Raw genomic sequence first — 19,786 nt, forward strand, 5'->3', positions numbered from 1 at the left:
ATGACCCGGCCCGACTTTCCCATGCACGTCACCGTGCCCCAGGCCCGCGCCCATCTGGCGGCCCTGCTGCCCACGCTGGGCCACGAAACCGTGCCGCTGGCGCAGGCCGCTGGCCGCACCCTGGCCGCCGATCTGCCCGCACTGGTCAGCCACCCCAGCGCCACCGAGAGCGCCCTGGACGGCATTGCCGCCCGTGAAGCCGACACCCTGGGCGCCGGCCCGGAGACCCCGGTGCGCCTGCGCGTGGTGGGCGAGAGCCGCGCGGGGGAGCCCTTTGCCGGCACCGTGGGCCCCGGCGAGTGCGTGCGCATCTATACCGGCGCGCCGCTGCCGCCCGGCACCGACGCCATCTGCCCGGTGGAACAGCTGGCCGAGGACGGCGCCGACCACGTGGCCCTGCGGCGCCCCGCCCGCCCCGGCGACGTGCGCGCCGAGGGCGGTGACTTCCGCGCCGGGGACGTGGTGCTGCGGGTCGGCACACCCCTGACCCCGGCCCGGCTGGCCCTGGCCGCCGCGCTGGGCCACGCCGAGGTGCCGGTCAGGCGCCGCCTGCGGGTGGCGCTGCTGTCTACCGGCGACGAAGTGGTGCCGCCGGGCCAGCCCCTGTGCCCGGGGCAGGTGTACGACTCCAACAGCGTGGGCCTGCGCGCCCTGCTGGCTGAGTGCGGCTGCGAGGTCATTCCCCTGGGCCACGCCCCCGATTCCCCGGCCGCCCTGGCCGCCCTGCTGGAACAGGCGGGCGGCGCCGACCTGCTGCTGAGCAGCGGCGGGGTCAGCATGGGCAAATACGACTTTCTGCGCGACCTGCTGCTGGAGCGCGGGCAGGTGAGCTTCTGGAAGGTGCGCATGCGCCCCGGGGGCCCCGCCCTGCTGGGCCGCTGGAATGGCTTGCCTGTATTTGGCCTGCCCGGCAACCCGGTCAGTAGCCTCGTGGTGTTTGAGGTCATCGTGCGCCCGGTTCTGACCGGACAGGCGCCACACCTCCTGCGCCTGCGCGCGGCCACGCCCTTTGCCGCCCTGCCCGATAAAACGGCCTTCTGGCGCGCGGTGCTGCGGGACGGCGCCGCCCACGACTACGGCGCGCAGGGCAGCGGCATCCTCCGGTCCCTCAGCGAGGCCCAGGCCCTGGTGGTCGTGCCGGAGGGGCAGGCGGTGGCAGCGGGGGACGAGGTAGAGGTGCTGCTGTTGTAGGGCGCGGGAAGCAGGGTGCGGGAGGCGGAAAAAGGCCTCCTCCTGCTTCCCGCCTCCCGCACCCCGCCTCCTCTTAAACCGGCACCAGCACCAGCGCGCCCCGTGCGGGGACGCCCAGCGGGGTGTCGCCCGTCAGGTGAACTTCGCGGCCGGTCAGCACGTCGCGGTAGGCGCCAGGACGCACGCTGGTGAAGGGCAGGTGTGCGGTCTTCAGGCCCGCGTTCAGGCCCACGTAAGCGTCGCCGCGCTCGTGGCGCCGGGCATACACCAGCCCTTCGCCCTGCGCGTGGGTCACCTCAAAGGTGCCGCGCCCCAGGGCGGGGGTGGCGTGGCGCGCGGCGGTGAGGCGGCGGATCAGGGCCAGGGTGTCCAGGTTCCACTCGCGCTCGTCCCAGGGAAAAGCGCGGCGGCAGTCGGGGTCGGGGCCGCCGGGCAGGCCGATCTCATCGCCGTAGTAGATGCACGGTGCGCCCACGTAGGTCATCTGAAAGACCGTGGCCAGCCCAAACGCGCTGGCGTCGCCCCCCACCGCCGTCAGAAAGCGCGCGGTGTCGTGCGAGTCCAGCAGGTTCAGTTGCACGCGCACCACGTCCGGGTGGTACATCTGCGTCACCTCGGTCATGCGGGCGGCGAAGGCGGCGGCGTCCATGGGCTCCACGCGCCCGGTGCCGCTGCGCTCGTTCATGGGGTGGTCCAGGGTGCGCGCGCCAAAAAAGGCGAGGCAGGGCCGGGTGAAGTGGTAGTTCATCACGGCGTCAAACTGGTCGCCGGCCAGCCAGCGGTGGGCGTCGCCCCAGATTTCCCCCACGATGTAGGCGTCCGGATTGATGGCCTTGACGCGGCGGCGGAACTCCTGCCAGAACGCGTCGTCGTCAATCTCGTTGGGCACATCCAGACGCCAGCCGTCGATGCCAAAGCGGATCCAGTGCTCGGCCACGTCCCACAGAAATTCGCGCACGGCGGGCGTGTCGGTGTTGAACTTGGGCAGCGCGCGGTTGCCCCACCACGCCGCGTAGTTGGCGGGTTTGCTCTCGTCGTAGGCGTTCAGCGGCCACGCCGAGGGGTGAAACCAGTCGCGGTAGGCGCTGCCCTCGCCCTGTTCCAGCAGGTCGTTGAACTGGAAAAAGCCCCGGCTGGCGTGGTTGAACACGCCGTCAAGCACCACGCGAATGCCCCGGGCGTGCGCCTCGTCAATAAGGTGGCGCAGCGCCGCGTTGCCGCCCAGCATGGGGTCCACCTGGTAGTAGTCGTGCGTGTGGTAGCGGTGGTTGGCCGCCGACTGGAACACCGGGCAGAAGTAAATGGCGTTCACACCCAGCGAGGCGATGTAATCCAGTTTGTCGGCCACACCCCATAGGTCGCCGCCCATGTACTTCTGAAAATGGGGAGCCGAGCCCCAGGGCTGCAGGTTCAGGCCCTCCACGCGGCCAGAGCGGGCAAAGCGGTCAGGAAAAATCTGGTAGAACACCGCGTCCGTCACCCAGTCGGGGGTCACGGGGTGCGGGGCAAGGGTCTGGTCCGGGCTGCGGGCTTCCATGTCGGGGGAGAGGATAGCGGCCCCAGGCTCTCGCGCCTCTGACAGGGACACCATTGGCGGGACAGGGCAGAGGCCGGTTAACGGTTTTCAGGAGGATGCGCCTGGGCCCAGCGCTGCACGAACGCCCGCGCCTCTTCGGGGGTGCCCACTTCGCCCACGGCAGCGGCTTCGCTCAGCGCGCGCGCCGCCTGCCCCACGCGGGGGCCGGGGGGTACGCCCAGCAGCGCCATGATGGCCTCGCCGCGCAGCAACGGCGGCGGGGGGCTGGGCTGGGCCTCCAGCGCCGCGAGCACCCGGTCCATCGCCTGGGCGTAGGCGCGGCGGCTGGCCTCGGAACTGGCGGGGCCACGCGCGGCCTCGCGGTCGGCCAGCATCACGCTCAGGAGGTCCGGCAGCACCTCGCGGCGGCGGTGCACAAAACGCCGGGCCTCGCGCTCCGTGGTCGGCAGCGGCACCATGTGCGCCCCCACCAGCGCCGCCGCGTGGCGGATGTCGTCACCGGGCAGCTTCAGGCGGGTCAGGATCTGCGTGGTCAGGGCTGCGCCCACCTTGTCGTGGCCGTGAAAGGACTGACGCCCGGTGTCGGGATCGCGGGTATGGGTGCGTGGTTTGCCCACATCGTGCAGCAGGGCGGCCCAGCGCAGGGGTAGCGGGGCGTGGGGCTGGCGGGCCAGCAGCTGGTGCAGCGCCTCTATACCGTGGTGAAACACGTCCAGATGGTGAAAGCCGCCCTGCCCCAGCCCCAGCCCTTCGCGCAGTTCGGGCACCGTCAGGGCCAGCAGCCCCAGCCCTTCCAGGCGCAGGAGGCCCCGCGCCGCCTCTGGGTGGCCCAGCAGGGCGTGCAGTTCGTCGCGCACCCGTTCCGGGGCCGGCAGGGGCAAGGCGCCGCGCGCCAGTTCGGCCGCCACCTCATGCACGGCGCGCTCGGTGGCGCCTTCCAGCCGGAACCCCAGCGTGGCTTCAAAGCGCGCCGCCCGCCACGCCCGCAGGGGATCGGCGCGCAGGTTCTGGGGCGAGACCATGCGCAGCCGCCGCGCCCGCAGGTCGCGCCCCCCACCCGTGGGGTCCAGCACCTGCCCCGCCGCGTCTATCCCAATGGCATTCACCGTAAAGTCGCGCCGCCAGAGGTCGGCCTGCACGTCGCCCGGCAGCGGGACCAGATCGTGCTGCACGCCGCCCGGGGCATGGACCCGCCAGTAGCCACGTTCGTCGTCCAGGGCAAAGGCCGCGCCCCCGGTGGTGGCCGCCAGCGCCAGCGCCGCCGCTCTGGGGTCGGGCACCGCCCAGTCGTAATCCTTGGCGGCCACCCCACGCAGCCAGTCGCGCGCCGCGCCGCCGACCAGCAGGGCGCCGGGCGGAAAGGGTGGCAGGGGGGGGCGGCGGCGAAACATGGGCGCATGCTACGCGCCGCCGCTGCGGGTGGGCATCGGCCATCTGGCGGTGCGGGTAGAGCGGGGAGCAGCCGCGCCGCGCTTGCCAAGCCCGGAAGGCTCTGCTACAGTGCCGGGCGCTGAGGGGGCTTAGCTCAGCGGGAGAGCATCCGCTTTGCAAGCGGAGGGTCTGGGGTTCGAATCCCCAAGCCTCCACCACAGGAAGGGACACGGTTCTACAGGCCGTGTCCCTGCTGCTTTTTCACTGGGGTGTCTGTGACAGAGTGAGGGCAAAAAGCAGGTGGCGTCCCAGTTCTGCCTTCCCTGTCATCCTCCGAAGGTCTAGGCCCCTGCTGGCTGCACCCTGTTCACATTGGGCAGCGCCGCGCGGCCTGCCCTTCTACACTGCGGGTCAACCTGTTCCCTTTCCCCAAGGAGGCCCGCGCATGACCCAGTATGTAAACCCCGATCTGCAGGGCGACTCGCCCGCCTGGCTCAGTTTTATCTGGATTGCCTTTCTGGTCAGCCTCAGCCTGCTGCTGCTGGGCATCTACTTCATTCCGGTGAACTGGTGGATCAAGGGCTACCTGTACATGGGCACCCTGTTCCTGACCGCCAGCACGCTGACCCTCAGCAAAAGCCTGCGCGACAAGCACGAGCACGAGCGGCTGGTCAACCGCGTGAAGCACGCCCGCACCGAGCAGGTGCTCAGCAAGTACGAAAGCTGAGCCCGTCGTCCTTAAGCGCAGCCTGAGCAGCGCACCATCCCTGCCTCACCGGGCGCTGGTGTGATGGGGTATGACCCTCCGCGCCTGCGCCGCCCTGCTGACCCTGGCCCTCTCCAGTACCGCCTGCACCCAGCTGGGCACGGGAGCCAACCCTGCACCGGGCACCCCGCCGGGCACGAGTGGTTTGACTGTACCGGCAGGCTTTTCGGTGTCGCTGTACGCCGAGGGCTTTAAAAAGCCGCGCCTGATGGAAGTGGCGGGTAACGGCGACGTGCTGCTCAGCGACACCGGGGCCGGCACTGTGTACGTGCTGCCCGACCGCAACCGCGACGGGGCGGCCGACAGCAAAGAGGTGTACGCCAGCGGTCTGAACCAGCCGCACGGCCTGGCGCTGCACGGGGGCTTCCTGTACGTGGCGAACACCGACGGCGTGGTGCGCTTTCCATACGCAGCGGGCGACCTGAAGGCCAGTGCCCCCGCGCAGCCGGTGGTGTCGCTGCCCGGGGGCGGCGGCCACTCCACCCGCACCGTGGTCTTCGGGCCGGATGGGCGCATGTACGTCTCGGTGGGCAGCACCTGCAATGTCTGCGAGGAAAGCGACGCCCGGCGCGCCGCCGTCTGGGTGTACGACGCGGACGGGAAAAATGGCCGCCTGTATGCCAGCGGCCTGCGCAACGCGGTGGGGCTGGAATGGTTTGGGGGACAACTGTACGCCACCAACAACGGCCGGGACCAGCTGGGCGACGATATTCCACCTGAAGCCTTCTGGCGCCTGACCGACGGCGGCTTTTATGGCTGGCCCTACTGCTACCCCACCCAGGCTGGGCAGCCGCAGGTGTGGGACAGCAATTTTGGCCGCCGCACCGCCGCAACCTGCACGGGCGCTGCCCCCGCCCTGGCGCTGACCACTGCGCACTCGGCGCCGCTGGGGCTGGCCTTTTACACCGGCAAGACCTTCCCGGCGCGCTACCAGGGGCAGATGTTCGTGGCGCTGCACGGGAGCTGGAACCGCACAGAGAAGAGTGGCTACAAGGTCATCACCGTCGACCCCCAGAGTGGCCAGACGGCGGACTTCCTCACCGGTTTCCTGAAGGGCGGCGCGGTTAGCGGACGCCCGGTGGACCTCGCGGTGGCCTCAGACGGCGCGCTCCTGCTCACCGACGACGGTGCCGGCAAGGTGTGGCGCATTCAGGCCCGCTGAGCCTTTGCCTACACCCCACGACCCACAACCCACACCGCTTTTTGCCGGGGCGCGCTAGACTCGGGGGCGTGTTTGTTCCCGCTGCACCGCCGCTCCTCGCTTCTGTGCCGGGACGGGCCGCCCTGCTGGCGCCCGGCGCCGCATGAAGCTCAGCCGACTGCCACCCGGTTTTGCGCTGGACACCGCCGCCCAGGGTCTGGCCCTGCGTGAAGAGGCGGTGCAGGACACCGTGCGCACCTGGACCGATCTGGGCTGGCACGCCGAGGCCAACGTGCACGACGACGGCGCGGTCTACCACGCCACCGTGGACCTGCTGCCGCCCCCGGACCCGCAGCTGCGCGGCTCCAGCTGCACCTGCGGGCGCTACCGCTGCCGCCATGTGGCCGCGCTGGTGCTGGCCACCGATCCGCCCCCCGGCCCCCGCCCGGTACCCAAAGAGGTGCCGGCTGAGGCGCCCCCCACCGAAGAACCCCTGGACGCCCGCACCCAGCAGTGGCTGGCGTCGTTCAGCGAGACGCACACGCCGGGCCGGGGCCGGCAGTTCGAGCTGCGCTACGTGCTGCGGCTGCTGCCCCCGGCCACAGCGGGCGGCGGGCGGCGTGTGGCGGTCAAACTGGTGCGCCTGCCCCTGCGCAGTGCCGAAGGGCCCGACCTGCGCGGCGCCGAGCCCTACGCCCTGCCGCGCACGCTGTCCACGGCCCCTGCCTTTGCCCGGCGGGATGCGGGGCTGCTGCGGCTGCTGGAGGTGGCCGCCACCCCCACCCACGAACCAGGGCGCTGGCAGGAAGAACTGCACGCCCTGAACGACCACCCGGCGGCCGATCTGCTGTTGGACGAGCTGCTGGCCACCGGCCGCCTGTGCTGGGAACGTCCCGAGCAGCTCCTGACCCGGGGCCCAGTGCTGGCCGGGCAACTGGCGTGGCTGTCCGACGCCCGGGGCGGCCAGACGCCCACCCTGCACGTGGAGGACCATCCCGACGCCCAGGTGTTGCCGGCGCCCAAGCCCTGGGCGGTGCTGCCCGGTCCCCTCCTGCTGTGCCGCGTGCAGACGGGCGCCCCGGCCGAAACGGTGGCCCGCTTCCTGGCTGGGCCCACCCTGCCGCCCGCGCAGGCGGTGGCGCTGGCCCACGCGATCACGGCCTCGGGGCTGAACCTGCCCATTCCGCACACCGTGCAGGTGCGCGAGGAGCGCCTGCCATACACCCCGCAGCTGCACCTGCTGGCCCGGCCCGCCACCCACCACGCCTACAGCGGGGCGCGCACCGCCGTGACCCTGCCGGTGGCCGAACTGCGCCACGCCTACGCGGGCCTGACGGTGCCCGATCACCAGGACAGCGGCGCGGGGCCGGCGGTGTTCCGGGGCGGGGTGCTCACCCGGGTCAGCCGCGACCCGGCCGCTGAGCGCGAAGCGGCGCGCAGCGTGGCGCTGGCTGGCTTCATGACTATCGAAGAGGCGTATGGCCACGACTACACCTTGCCGGACGCCGAGCGCCTGCTGACCCTGGGCGACGAGGCCGCCTGGATGGCCTTTTTGCAGGGCGGCGGACGCGCGGACCTGGAAGCGCAGGGCGTGGGCATCCACCTGCACCCAGATTTTCCCCTGAACTATGCCGAAATCACCGACTGGTACGGCGAGGCTGACGACAGCCACGGCGGCTGGTTCACCCTGGACCTGGGCATCGTGGTGGACGGCCAGCGCCTGTCGTTGCTGCCCATCCTGGCGGACCTGATTGTCCGGCAGCCGCACCTCTTTACCCCCGAGGCCCTGGCCGAATTGCCGGACGACGAGGTGCTGCACGCCGCCCTGGACGACGGCCGCCGCGTGGCCCTGCCTGCTGGGCGGGTGCGCGCCATTCTGGGCGTGCTGGTCGAGCTGAACCTGCGCGACTTGCCCCCCGGGCCCCTGCGGCTGCCCCTGCTGGACGCCGCCCGGCTGGCGCAGCTGGAAGAAGCGGTGCAGGCCCGCTGGCTGGGCGCCGAGCGCCTGCTGGACCTGGGCCGCCGCCTGCGCGACTTTACCGGCGTGCGCGACGTTGAGCCGCCCCAGGGCCTGCGGGCCGAACTGCGTCCCTACCAGCTGCAGGGGGTGGCGTGGCTACAGTTTCTGCGCGAGTACGGCGTGGGCGGCATCCTGGCCGACGATATGGGGCTGGGAAAGACCGTGATGACCCTGGCCCACCTGCTGCTGGAAAAAGAATCGGGCCGTGCAGACCGCCCCAGCCTCGTGGTGGCGCCCACCAGCGTGATTGGCAACTGGCAGGCCGAAGCCGCCAAGTTTGCCCCGGCCCTGCGGGTGCTGACCCTGCACGGCAAGGACCGCCGCGCGCTGTTTGCGCAGATTCCCGGGCATGATCTGGTGCTCACCACCTATCCGCTGCTGCCGCGCGACATCACCGAACTGGGCGCAGGCGAGTACCACCTCGTCATTCTGGACGAGGCCCAGAACATCAAGAACACGCGCACGGCGGCGGCCAAGGCGGCCGGCAGCCTCGCGGCGCGGCACCGGCTGGCCCTCACCGGCACCCCGCTGGAAAACCACCTGGGCGAGCTGTGGTCGCAGTTCAATTTCCTGGCCCCAGGGTTGCTGCATGACGAAAAGACTTTCCGCGAGCTGTACCGCACGCCCATTGAAAAGCGGGGCGAGGCCAGCCGCCGCGCCGCCCTGGCCGCCCGGGTGCGCCCCTTTATCCTGCGCCGCGAGAAGCGCGACGTGGCCCGCGAACTGCCCCCCAAGACCGAGATCCCGGTGCGCGTGACCCTGGACGGCGATCAGCGCGACCTGTACGAAACGGTGCGCGTGACCACCGAGGCGCGGGTGCGCGAGGAACTGCGCGCGCGCGGGCTCTCGCGCAGTACCATCGCCATTCTGGACGCGCTGCTGAAACTGCGCCAGGCCGCCACCGATCCCCGGCTGGTGAAGCTGGAGGCGGCGCGCGGCGTGCAGGGCAACGCCAAGTTCGAGTGGCTGCAGGCCCACCTGCCCCAGATGGTCGAGGAGGGCCGCCGGGTGCTGGTGTTCAGCGGCTTTGCCACCCTGCTGCGCCACCTCGAAGACTGGCTGCGCGAAGAGGGCCTGCCGTACTCCATGATCACCGGCAGCACCCAGGACCGCCAGAGTCAGATTGACGCCTTCCAGAGCGGCAAAACCCATGTGTTCCTGATCACCCTGAAGGCGGGGGGCGTGGGTCTGAACCTCACGGCGGCCGACACGGTGATTCACTACGACCCCTGGTGGAACCCGGCCGCCGAGGACCAGGCCACCGACCGCGCCTACCGCATTGGGCAGGATAAGCCGGTGTTCGTCTACAAGCTGATTGCAGCTGGCAGTGTGGAAGAGCGCATTCTGGACCTGCAGGCGCGCAAGGCCAGTCTGGCGCGCGGGGTGTTGGACGGCGGCCTTAGCGACGCCACGCAGCTCACCGCCGCTGATCTGGACCGCCTGTTTGCCCCGCTGGAAGAGCTGGAACTGCCCGGGCCGGCAGAGGTGGTGGAGCAGGGCTGAGGGAGAAGGGGCCGCCGGGAGGGTCGGCAGGCGTGTTGGGCGAGGTTCCACATTGGCCCCCACCCGCGCCCAGCGGCCTTGTCACACTGTGTAGACAGCCGCCCGCGTGACGGCCGCCGGCCCGCCCCGCCGCGCTATCCTGCGGCCATGACATCCGGCATGTGGTGGTGGCCCAGCTTCGCCTGGGACTGACTGCTGTTGCCGTTTTAAGCCGCGCCCAGGTGGACTGTAAGCCACCGGGCGCTTTTTCATGTGCCGCACAGGAGACCCATGACCCAGCCTGACCCCGCCGCCCCTTCGCTGGCCGCCCCGCCCCTGGCCGTCGCCGTGCAGGAACTCAATGCCGACCTGGACACGCCAGTGACCGCCTACCTGAAAGCCGCGCAGGGCGAAACGGTGGCCTTCTTGCTGGAAAGCGTGGAGGCCGGAGAAAAGCTGGGCCGCTACTCGTTTATTGGCGTGGGCGAACAGGGGCGCTTTGAAGCCCGGGGCTCACAGGTAAGCAGCAGCGGTGTGTTCGGCAACTTTGCCGGCCCCGAGGCCGATCCCCTGGCCCGGCTGTACCGCGCAGCGGTGCGTCCGGCGCCTGTGCCTGCCGGGCTGCCCGCCCTGATTGGCGGCGCGGTGGGCTACGCCGCCTACGACCTGATTCGCTGCTACGAGCGCCTGCCAGACGACAACCCCGATGAACTGGGGGTGCCGGACGCCTGCTTCGTGGCGCCGCGCGGCGTGGTGATCTACGACCACCTCAAGCACCGCCTGATCGCGGTGGCCACGGCCCCCACCCAGGCCCAGGCAGACGCCGAGGTGGCGACGCTGGCCGCGCGGCTGCGGGGGCCCCTCCCGCCCGTCCCGGGCCAGACCCCGGCGCCGGCCCCCACCTTTACCAGCAACTTCACCCCTGAAGGCTTCCGCGCGGCCGTCGACAAAGCCCTGGACTATATCCGGGCGGGGGACATCTTTCAGGTGGTGCCCAGCCAGCGCTTCAGTGCCGATCTGGGGGCCGTGCATCCGTTTGCGCTGTACCGGGCGCTGCGCCGGGTGAACCCCAGCCCCTACCTGGGTTACCTGCAACTGGGCCCAGTGACCCTGGTGGCCAGCAGCCCCGAGAGCCTGCTCGCCAGCGATGGCCGCACCGTGACCACCCGGCCCATCGCTGGGACCCGCCCGCGCGGCCAGACCCCCGAGGCCGACGAGGCCCTGGCCGCCGAACTGCTGGCCGATGAAAAAGAACGCGCCGAACACCTGATGCTGCTGGACCTGGGCCGCAACGACCTGGGCCGGGTGAGCGCCTACGGGACGGTGCGGGTGCACGACGCCTTTACCATTGAGCGTTACAGCCACGTGATGCACATCGTCTCCAGCGTGACCGGGCAGCTGCGGGGGGACCAGACCCCGCTGCACGCCCTGGCCAGCGTGCAGCCGATGGGCACTGTTTCGGGCGCCCCCAAGATCCGCGCCATGCAGATCATTGACGAACTGGAACCCGTGCGGCGCGGGCCCTACGGGGGTTCGTTTGGCTACATCGCCTTTGACGGCAGCCTGGACATGGCCCTGACCCTGCGCACGATGGTGATTGCCGCTGGGCGCGTGCACATCCAGGCCGGGGCCGGCGTGGTGGCTGACAGCGACCCGGCGGCCGAGGAGCAGGAGACGAGGAACAAAGCGGCGGCGCTGATGCGGGCGGTTGAATTGGCGGCGGGGGGGCTGTAAGTGGGGAGTGGTCAGTGGTGAGTGGGAAAAACACGGGTGTGCCAGGAAGTGTGCAGGATCTGGTGATTTGGCAGGAAGGCATGCAAGTGGTTGAAGACGTCTATGGAGTCACGGCCCGGTGGCCGGGGTCCGAACTCTATGGCCTGACCAGTCAGGCTCGCCGGGCTTCCGTCTCGATTCCGGCCAATATCGCAGAAGGTGTGGGTCGTGGATCAGCGGGAGAACTCGCCCGCTTTTGCCGTATTGCTCTGGGCTCGACGTACGAACTGATGACGCATCTGGAGCTGGCCCAAAGATTGAAGTTTTCGAACCCAGAAGAGCTCCAGCCTCTCCTCACAGCACTCTCCCTTCTGATGCGCCGCATCAGCCGCTTCGTCCACGTTCAGGAGGCCCGCAGATGACGTCCACCCATCCACTCCCCACTCCCCACTCCCCACTGACCATCCTGCTCATCGACAACTACGACTCCTTTACCTACAACCTCGTGCAGTACTTCGGTGAACTGGGCTGCGAGTTGACCGTCTGGCGCAACGACGCGTTCACCCTGGCCGACGTGCAGGCCCTGAACCCCGATGCCATCGTGGTGTCGCCGGGGCCGTGTACGCCTGCGGAGGCCGGCCAGAGCGTGGAGGTCATCCGTGAACTGGGCACCAGCTACCCCGTGCTGGGCGTGTGCCTGGGCCACCAGAGCATCGGCGCCGCGTTTGGGGCGCAGGTGGGGCGGGCGCTGCAGCCGGTCCACGGCAAAACCAGCCCGGTGCGGCATGACGGCACCGGGCTGTTTGCCGGGCTGCCGGAGGCTGTGACCGTGACCCGTTACCACTCGCTGGTGGTGCGCGATCTGCCGCCCGAACTGGTGGCGACCGCCTGGACCACCGACCCCGAAGAAGAGATCGTCATGGCGCTGCGCCACCGCGACCACCCCATTTTCGGCGTGCAGTTCCACCCCGAAAGTCTGGCCACCCAGGGCGGGATGGACATGCTGCGTAACTTCCTGGCGCTGGTGCGCGAGCATCGGGGGATGACGGGGCAAGGCAGTGGGGCCGGGGCATGATCGCCATGCACGCGCGGCTGATGAATGGCGAGCGGCTCTCGCAGACCGAGGCGGCGGCCTTTATGCGCGAAGTGATGACGGGCGACCTGGGCGGCGTGCGGCTGGCAGCGGCCCTGGCCGCCCTGCGGGTGCGCGGCGAGACCCCGGAGGAAATTGCGGGGTTTGCCCAGGCCATGCGCGAGCACGCCGTGCGGGTCAACGTGCACCCGCGCGAGGTGCTGCTGGACGTGGTGGGCACCGGGGGCGACGGCGCGCACACCTTCAACATCTCCACCACCACCGCGTTTGTGGTGGCTGGAGCGGGGGTGCCGGTGGCCAAGCACGGCAACCGCGCTGCCAGCAGCCGCGCGGGCAGCGCCGACGTGCTTGAAGCCCTGGGCGTGAATCTGGACGCCCCCCGCGAGGTGGTTGAAGACGCCATCAACACCCTGGGCGTGGGCTTCATGTTCGCCCGCAACTACCACCCCGCCCTGCGCCACGCCGCGCCGGTGCGCTCGGAACTGGCGGCCAGAACGGTGTTCAACATTCTGGGGCCGCTGGCCAATCCGGCGGGGGCCACCCATCTGGTCGTGGGTGTCTTCAAGCCCGAACTGACCCGCACGCTGGCCGAAGTGTTGCGGCTGCTGGGGGCCAGTGGCGCCACAGTGGTGCACGGGCATGGCCTGGACGAATTCACTGTGTGCGGCGTGAACACCGTGGCGGGCCTGCGCGGCGGCGAGGTGATTGACCGTGAGATTCACCCTGAAGAGGCCGGGGTCAGCGTGCACCCGCGCGAGGCCCTGGTGGGCGGCACCCCCGCCGAGAACGCCGAGATTACCCGCGCCCTGCTGACCGGCGGCGGCACCCCGGCGCAGCGCGACATCGTGGCCCTGAATGCCGGCGCGGCCCTGCGCACGGCGGGCCGGGCGGAAAGCATCCGCGAAGGCGTGGCCCAGGCCCGTGAAGTCATGAATGAGGGCCTGGGCTGGGCGGTGCTGCAGCGCTACGCGGCCCACACCCAGCGCGGCGTGGCGAAAGGATGAAAGCAGGCTGAACATTGGCCCATTGGCCCTGGGCTGGATTCAGGTTGCTGCGTCATTCGGCTGGTCCAAGCGCAAACCGTCCAGCCGGAGGGCCAGTTCCTGCTGTAGCTGCTCTGGACACAGCAGGCGCTTGCGTCTGTTTGCCTCCCTCAGGATGAGGGCCCAGGCTCGCGCCATGTGCCCATCCACTGCTGAGACGGAAACAGGGCGAAACCGCGCGTACTGCAACTGGGCATGGGCCCGCCACTGCGCCTCAGTAGGGTTCAGGCCCAAGCGTGCCAGTTGTCGCGCCCAGGCCAGCCGGGTGCCTCGGCGCTGCGCGTCTGCTTGCTGCACGCTGACCTGTCCTGGGTGAACACGCCACTGCACGACCTCGTCCGGCAGGTTGGCCACTTCACCGTGTTCCAGCAGTTGCGCCCACAGCATGTAATCCTCGGCATAGGGCACCACTGGGTAGGCTGCCACTGCCGAGCGGCGGAACGTGGTCCCCGGGTGGGGTAGAGGACAGGAAAACAGCGCCCATGCCCTGGCCTGGGCCGAAGCAACAGGGTAATCCAGGCGCCGCTCGGCAGTACCAAATGTCTGAACCTGTCCGCCCACTGCCAATATCTCTGGATGGTTGTCCAGCAGCGTGGCCTGGGCTGCAAGCCGTCCAGGCGACATATGGTCGTCGGCGTCCAGTCGGGCTACATAAGCGCCCTTGCACAGGCCGAGGCCTGCATTCAGCGCGCCATGAACGCCAATATTCTGAGTCAAGGCTAGCACCTTTAGGCGGGGCTCAGTCCAAGTGTGCAGCCTGACGAGGGTGTCATCGGTGCTGGCGTCGTCCACCACGATCACTTCAAAGTCTGCCTGCTGCTTCATGACGCTTCGTAGGGCCTCGTCCAGCAGCTTGCCCCGGTTGTGGGTGGGAATGAGCACGCTCAGCAGCGGTCGGGGCATAGGCCTTTATTTCGGCGGCAGCAGCAGCTTGCCTTCTAGCGGGGTGCTCAGAACGATGCTGGTATCGCAGGTAAAGCCCATGTTGATCAGCTCGGTCAGCATGGTTTCCAGGGCGCCCACGTCGGGCACCGCCACCTTCAGAATGCAGGAGTTGTCGCCCGTGACCGAGTGGCATTCCAGCACGCCGTCGTGCTTGGTGGCCCAGCGCACCAGCGTGGGGTCGTTGCGCCCGCTGTCCTGTACGCCAATAAACGCGGTGATGGTGCGGCCCAGTGGCTTGCTGGCCACGCGCACGCCGTAGCCCAGAATCACGCCCGCATCCTCCAGACGGCGCACCCGCTCAGTCACGGCGGGGGCCGAGAGCCCCACTCGGCGACCCAGTTCGCGCATGCTCAGGCGCGAGTCGGTTTGCAGCTCCTGCAGAATGCGGTGGTCAAGAGGATCGAGGGCGCCGCCAGACTGTCTCATGGGCTTCACCTTAGCATTTGGAAGGTACAGGGTAGCGTTTGCGAGCTTTCTGTGTTCCCCGCCTGCGCTTTGTGTGGGTCGGCGGGCATTCCAAAGTGCTGTGCAGAACGGTGAAAATGAAGGAGAACACAATCTCTGTTTCACCCTTTTCACCCCGGAGGCCCCCATGCCCATTCACCCCCAGGCTACAGTCCGCAGCCAGCAGATGCTGCCCCGCAACCACCGCGCCCCCAAGTGGGCCGACGTGCCCGACGAGCAGTGGTACGACTGGAAATGGCAGCTCAAAAACCGCATCAACTCCGTTGAAGAGCTGGAAGAAGTTATCCGCCTGACCCCCAGCGAGCACAAGGGCGCCAGCGCCGACGGCATCTTCCGTCTGGACATCACGCCCTACTTCGCGTCCCTCATGGACCCCGAAGATCCCACCTGCCCGGTGCGCCGTCAGGTGATTCCCACCCACCACGAGCTGGAACCCTTTACCAGCATGATGGAAGACAGCCTGGCCGAGGACAAGCACAGCCCCGTGCCCGGTCTGGTGCACCGCTACCCCGACCGCGTGCTGATGCTGGTGACCACCCAGTGCGCCAGCTACTGCCGCTACTGCACCCGCAGCCGCATCGTGGGCGACCCCACCGAGACCTTTAACCCCGCCGAGTACGAGCAGCAGCTGAACTACCTGCGCAACACCCCCCAGGTGCGCGACGTGCTGCTCTCGGGCGGCGATCCCCTCACCCTGGCCCCCAAGGTGCTGGGCCGCCTGCTGGCCGAACTGCGCAAGATCGAGCACATCGAGATCATCCGCATCGGCACCCGCGTGCCTGTGTTCATGCCCATGCGCGTGACCCAGGAACTGTGCGACGTGCTGGCCGAAAATCACCCCGTCTGGATGAACATACACGTCAACCACCCCCGGGAAATCACCCCGGAAGTGGCCGAAGCCTGCGACCGCCTGACCCGCGCGGGCGTGCCCCTGGGCAACCAGAGCGTGCTGCTGCGCGGCGTCAACGACCACCCCGTGATCATGCAAAAGCTCGTGCGCGAACTGGTCAAGATCCGCGTGCGCCCCTACTACATCTACCAGTGCGACCTCGTGCACGGCGCCGGTCACCTGCGTACCACCGTCAGCAAGGGACTGGAAATCATGGAGTCCCTGCGCGGCCACACCTCCGGCTACAGCGTGCCCACCTACGTCGTGGACGCCCCCGGGGGCGGCGGCAAGATTCCTGTGGCACCCAACTACGTGCTCTCGCACAGCCCCGAGAAACTCATCCTGCGCAACTTTGAAGGCTACATCGCCGCCTACTCCGAGCCCACCGACTACACCGGCCCCGACATGGTGGTGCCCGAAGAGTGGCAGCGCAAGGAACCCGGTCAGAGCGGCATCTTCGGCCTGATGGAAGGCGAGCGCATCTCCATTGAGCCCAAGGAGTTCAGCGAGAGCCGCAACCGCCCCGGCGCCACCGTGCACCGCCTGAACAGCCGTGAGGACAAGTGGGCCGCCCACGGGATCGGCAAGGCTGCCAGCGTGACGGACACCGCCCCAGACGGCATGGTGCAGGCACCACAGCCGATTGAAGGTGACGCGCAGACTGTCAGCGGGGACTGAGGGCCGCTGGCGCGGCGTCTAAGGGTCAAAGAGTCGAAGGGTCTAAGGTCTGGTCGGTGGAAGAAACGTTTTTTCCGTTTGAGCAACTGGATGTGTATGCCTTGGCTGTGGATTTTGCGGCACAGGTCTACCGGATGACCGCGACTTTTCCGCACACTGAGCGGTTCGGTCTGACAAATCAGATGCGTCGCGCGGCGGTTTCTGTCTCTCTGAACATTGCTGAAGGCCGTGGACGAGGCACTGATCGCGAATTCGTCCGTTTCCTGATGATGTCGCGTGGTTCGCTCTTTGAAGTCCTGAGCGCCGCCCAGATTGCCCACCGCCTGAGCTATCTGGATGCGGACACCCTGGCCGCCCTTCGGCAGCAGGCGAAAACCATCTCGGCAAAGCTGATGACTCTGGCCAAACGCCTGAACCCCAAGCCCACATCCGCTAACGGTCAATCTCCTTAGACCCTTAGACCCTTAGACCCTTAGACGGTCTTCAAAGGAGCATGCATGACCACCCTGCCCAAACCCCGCCAGCCTGAACTCAAAACCGCCCTCCCTGGTCCCCAGACCCAGGCGATCATGGAGCGCGACCGCCAGCACCTCTCCACCTCCTACATGCGTCCTTACCCCTTCGTGCCGGACCACGGCGAGGGCGTGTGGCTGACCGATGTGGACGGCAACACCATGCTGGACTTCTTCGCGGGCATTGCCGTGAGCACCACCGGCCACGCCCACCCGCATGTCGTCAAGGGCGTGCAGGAGCAGGTCACCAAGTTCACCCACGTGTGCCTCACCGACTACCCGCAGGAGATCACCACCAGCCTCGCGGAGCGCCTCGTGCAGCACGTCGAGAAACCCGGCGAGAAGTGGCGCGTGTTCTTCAGCAACTCCGGCGCCGAGGCCGTGGAAGCCGCCGTCAAGCTGGCGCGCAACCACACCGGGCGGCAGCACATCATCTCCACCATGGGGTCGTTCCACGGGCGCACCTACGGCGCCATCACGCTGACGGGCTCCAAGACGAAGTACAAGCGCGGCTTTGGCCCGTTGCTGCCCGCCGTGTCGCACGTGCCCTACCCCAACCCCTTCCGGCCGCCCCTGGGCAGCACGCCCGAAACTTGTGGTCAGGCGGTGCTGGAGCACATCGAGTCGCTGTTCGTGGGCATTCTGCCCGCCGATGAAGTGGCGGCGATCATCGTGGAGCCCATGCAGGGCGAGGGCGGGTACATCGTGCCGCCCGCCGACTTCCTGCCCGGCCTGCGCGCCCTGTGCGACAAGTACGGCATCATGCTGATTTTCGACGAGGTGCAGGCTGGCATGGGCCGCACGGGCAAGATGTTCTCGTTCCAGCACTTTGATGTGCAGCCGGACATCATCACGTCGGCCAAGGGTATCGCCTCGGGGATGCCGCTGGGCGCGCTGCTGGCCAAAGAAAGCGTGATGACGTGGCCGGTGGGCTCGCACGGCAGCACCTACGGCGGCAACCCAGTGGCGGCGGCGGCCTCGCACGCCACGCTGGACCTGCTGGAAGGCAAGGTCAAGCATCCCGGCTGCGGCGACAACCTGATGGACAACGCTGCCCAGGTGGGCGAGTACATCATGGCCGAGTTGAAGGGGATGCAGGCTGAATTCCCCTTCCTGGGCGACGTGCGTGGCAAGGGCCTGTTCATTGGGCTGGAATTCGTGAAGCCCGACGGCAGCCCCGACGGCGCCCTGCGCGACCGCGCCTCCATGGCCATGTTCGAAAAGGGCCTGCTGAACCTGGACTGCGGCGAGGCCGTCATCCGCATCAGCCCGCCCCTGATCCTGACCAGAGAAGAGGCCGCCACGGGCCTGCAGATCATGCGGGAGACCCTGCGCGAACTGAAGTAAAGAGCGCAGGAAGGCAGAGCGTGGAGCGTGGGTTGGGGGCAGTCCCCAGCCACGCTCCACGCTTTCCATTCGTCTTGCCGCCTTAAGGCAGCTCGGCGTCTGGCATCAGGGTCCAGTCGTTCGTGGGCAGGGCGCCGCTGGTCAGGCGGAAGGTGGTGTCCACGCCGCTCTGGGTGGACAGGGCCGTGGTGTCCATGGTCAGGCGGTTCCAGCCCTGCGCCAGCTGCACGCTCGCCACAAGCGTCATCTTGTTCAGGTAGCCGCTCTGGGTCCACTGGCAGACCTGGGTGCCGCTGAACCGGACAGGGCGATCGGCGTAGTACACCAGGCCGTGCTGGGTGCGGCTGTGGCCGGTGGCTTGGGCTTCGTCGTAGTGGCCGCTGCTCAGCACCGGCATCACGACCCCGCTGGTGCGCGCCTGCACACTCAGGGCCAGTTGCACCACACGCGCGCCCGGTTCGCTGCTGCCCACCGTGCCGGTGCATTTGGCCGCCGGATGTGGGGCCGCCCAGGCAGCGGGCAGCGGTGACTGGCCCGCTGGGGGCAACAGACTGGCGTCCAGCACGGCAGGCAGCTTCAGGCTGAACTGGCCGCCCGCGCCCAGGGGCGCGCTCACGATGACCCGGCTGGTGCCCGCGCTGCTGGCCACCCGGGCCTCTACTTGCCCGGCGCCGCCCTGCCACGGCACCGGCACGAACCCGGTGTCGGTGTCCTCTGACAGCTGCTTGACGGTGCCGCTCAGGGAAGTTGGGCCGCTCGGGGTGATTGGCGCTGCGGCGCTGGCAGCGGCGCTCAGGCCCAGCAGCAAAGGCAGGAGGCGGCGCCGGGCAGGGAAGTGGGCAAAGGGGCTCACCCCCCGAGTGTAGGCGAGCGGCACCGGGCCAGAGTACGAATCTGAAACCGCGCTTGTGCTCCCTAGGCGCTGGCCTGCCGTTCCAGGGCGGCCAGCGCGCCAGAGACGTGGCTCATGGGGTTGGCGCTGCGGTGCACCCAGGCCACCAGCCCCTGCGGGTCAATGAGGAAGGTGGCGCGGGCCGCCATGTTCAGCAGGCCCCCCAGCCCGCCCATCACGCCGTAAGCGCGGCACACGCTGCGGTCGCTGTCGGGCAGCAGGGGATAGCTCAGTGCACAGCTGTCGCGAAAGGCGGCCTGTTTGGCTTCGGTATCGGTGCTCACGCCAATCACCTGGGCGCCCAGCCGCTCGAACTCGGGCAGGGCCGCTTCGAAACGCTGCGCCTCTATGGAGCAGCCCGCCGAACCCGCGCGCGGATAGAAGTAGAGCACCACCCAGCGGCCGCGCAGGCCCTCCAGGCTGACCTCGCGGCCATCGTCGCTGCGGCGGGTGAAGGCGGGGGCGGGGTCGCCCGGGCGGAGGCTCATGCGCGCCCCCGCTGGTGCTTAAACCCGGCGCCCCTGCGGCCCACCGCCTGCCCACACGGCATCCCACTCATGGGCCCGATTCTAGCCCCGCCCCAGCCAGTTCGTACTCAGAGCGGTCACCACATGACCTGAAGGTGAACCCGTCAGGTCATGTGGGGCGAGCAGAGCGAGTGACCGCGACAGACAGGGGTTGGCGTGGCGTTGCCGGGGTGC

At 69.0% G+C, this 19,786-nt stretch carries 17 protein-coding genes and 1 tRNA gene; 12 read left to right on the forward strand and 6 right to left on the reverse strand.

Annotated elements, in window-relative coordinates; genetic code table 11:
* Positions 1-1,191 carry a molybdopterin molybdotransferase MoeA gene (locus tag KMW22_RS01275; protein WP_221088196.1) on the forward strand — a complete coding sequence of 397 codons (1,191 nt, stop codon included), beginning with the start codon at positions 1-3 and terminating at the stop codon, positions 1,189-1,191.
* A 73-nt stretch (positions 1,192-1,264) separates the two neighbouring features.
* Here the strand turns inward: KMW22_RS01275 and KMW22_RS01280 are convergent, their stop codons facing one another.
* Together KMW22_RS01280 and KMW22_RS01285 are read right to left on the reverse strand one after the other, a co-directional pair.
* Positions 1,265-2,728 carry a glycoside hydrolase family 13 protein gene (locus KMW22_RS01280; protein ID WP_221088197.1) on the reverse strand — a complete coding sequence of 488 codons (1,464 nt, stop codon included), beginning with the start codon at positions 2,726-2,728 and terminating at the stop codon, positions 1,265-1,267.
* A gap of 77 nt (positions 2,729-2,805) precedes the next feature.
* Entirely contained in the window at positions 2,806-4,119 is a 1,314-nt protein-coding gene (locus KMW22_RS01285; protein WP_221088198.1) for an HD domain-containing protein, read from the reverse strand.
* 123 nt (positions 4,120-4,242) lie between these two features.
* Between KMW22_RS01285 and KMW22_RS01290 the strand changes: the two genes are divergently transcribed.
* From KMW22_RS01290 to trpD, 8 genes are all read left to right on the forward strand, one after another.
* A tRNA-Ala gene (locus KMW22_RS01290) sits at positions 4,243-4,317 on the forward strand.
* Between the two features lie 227 nt (positions 4,318-4,544).
* On the forward strand, positions 4,545-4,826 hold the full coding sequence (locus KMW22_RS01295) for a YiaA/YiaB family inner membrane protein (RefSeq protein ID WP_221088199.1): 282 nt from the start codon (positions 4,545-4,547) through the stop codon (positions 4,824-4,826).
* A gap of 70 nt (positions 4,827-4,896) precedes the next feature.
* Positions 4,897-6,027 carry a PQQ-dependent sugar dehydrogenase gene (locus KMW22_RS01300; RefSeq protein WP_221088200.1) on the forward strand — a complete coding sequence of 377 codons (1,131 nt, stop codon included), beginning with the start codon at positions 4,897-4,899 and terminating at the stop codon, positions 6,025-6,027.
* 142 nt (positions 6,028-6,169) lie between these two features.
* Complete coding sequence (locus KMW22_RS01305; protein ID WP_221088201.1) at positions 6,170-9,529, forward strand: DEAD/DEAH box helicase; 3,360 nt, start codon at positions 6,170-6,172, stop codon at positions 9,527-9,529.
* 270 nt (positions 9,530-9,799) lie between these two features.
* Positions 9,800-11,242, forward strand: coding sequence for an anthranilate synthase component I (gene trpE / locus KMW22_RS01310; RefSeq protein ID WP_221088202.1), 1,443 nt, complete (start codon positions 9,800-9,802; stop codon positions 11,240-11,242).
* Positions 11,243-11,292: 50 nt separating this feature from the next.
* Complete coding sequence (locus tag KMW22_RS01315) at positions 11,293-11,643, forward strand: four helix bundle protein (protein ID WP_328774548.1); 351 nt, start codon at positions 11,293-11,295, stop codon at positions 11,641-11,643.
* Positions 11,640-12,296, forward strand: a complete 657-nt coding sequence (locus tag KMW22_RS01320; protein ID WP_221088204.1) for an anthranilate synthase component II — start codon at positions 11,640-11,642, stop codon at positions 12,294-12,296. The genes KMW22_RS01315 and KMW22_RS01320 overlap by 4 nt, the downstream gene beginning before the upstream one ends.
* 5 nt (positions 12,297-12,301) lie before the next feature.
* Positions 12,302-13,318, forward strand: a complete 1,017-nt coding sequence (gene trpD, locus KMW22_RS01325) for an anthranilate phosphoribosyltransferase (protein WP_235692465.1) — start codon at positions 12,302-12,304, stop codon at positions 13,316-13,318.
* A gap of 39 nt (positions 13,319-13,357) precedes the next feature.
* Here the strand turns inward: trpD and KMW22_RS01330 are convergent, their stop codons facing one another.
* A complete protein-coding gene (locus tag KMW22_RS01330; protein ID WP_221088205.1) occupies positions 13,358-14,239 on the reverse strand; it encodes a glycosyltransferase family 2 protein in 882 nt (293 codons plus the stop codon).
* 27 nt (positions 14,240-14,266) lie between these two features.
* A complete protein-coding gene (locus tag KMW22_RS01335; protein ID WP_221088206.1) occupies positions 14,267-14,728 on the reverse strand; it encodes an Lrp/AsnC family transcriptional regulator in 462 nt (153 codons plus the stop codon).
* 166 nt (positions 14,729-14,894) lie between these two features.
* Here KMW22_RS01335 and kamA point away from each other — a divergent pair, with 166 nt between their 5' ends.
* Genes kamA through KMW22_RS01350 form a run of 3 tightly spaced genes read left to right on the forward strand, consistent with a single transcriptional unit; the run spans position 14,895 to position 18,193 of the window.
* Positions 14,895-16,334 (forward strand): lysine 2,3-aminomutase, encoded by a 1,440-nt coding sequence (gene kamA, locus KMW22_RS01340; RefSeq protein WP_221088207.1) that lies wholly within the window; start codon positions 14,895-14,897, stop codon positions 16,332-16,334.
* A gap of 56 nt (positions 16,335-16,390) precedes the next feature.
* A complete protein-coding gene (locus KMW22_RS01345) occupies positions 16,391-16,786 on the forward strand; it encodes a four helix bundle protein (RefSeq protein WP_221088208.1) in 396 nt (131 codons plus the stop codon).
* A 45-nt stretch (positions 16,787-16,831) separates the two neighbouring features.
* Positions 16,832-18,193 carry an acetyl ornithine aminotransferase family protein gene (locus tag KMW22_RS01350; RefSeq protein WP_221088209.1) on the forward strand — a complete coding sequence of 454 codons (1,362 nt, stop codon included), beginning with the start codon at positions 16,832-16,834 and terminating at the stop codon, positions 18,191-18,193.
* Between the two features lie 82 nt (positions 18,194-18,275).
* On the opposite strand, the gene KMW22_RS01355 is transcribed toward KMW22_RS01350, so the two are convergent.
* Positions 18,276-19,046 (reverse strand): hypothetical protein, encoded by a 771-nt coding sequence (locus tag KMW22_RS01355; RefSeq protein ID WP_221088210.1) that lies wholly within the window; start codon positions 19,044-19,046, stop codon positions 18,276-18,278.
* Positions 19,047-19,108: 62 nt separating this feature from the next.
* Entirely contained in the window at positions 19,109-19,573 is a 465-nt protein-coding gene (locus tag KMW22_RS01360; protein ID WP_221088211.1) for a peroxiredoxin, read from the reverse strand.
* Positions 19,574-19,786: the final 213 nt, after the last annotated feature.

Origin of the sequence: Deinococcus aquaedulcis, assembly GCF_019693445.1 — a bacterium.
GTDB classification, from domain to species: Bacteria; Deinococcota; Deinococci; order Deinococcales; family Deinococcaceae; genus Deinococcus; species Deinococcus aquaedulcis.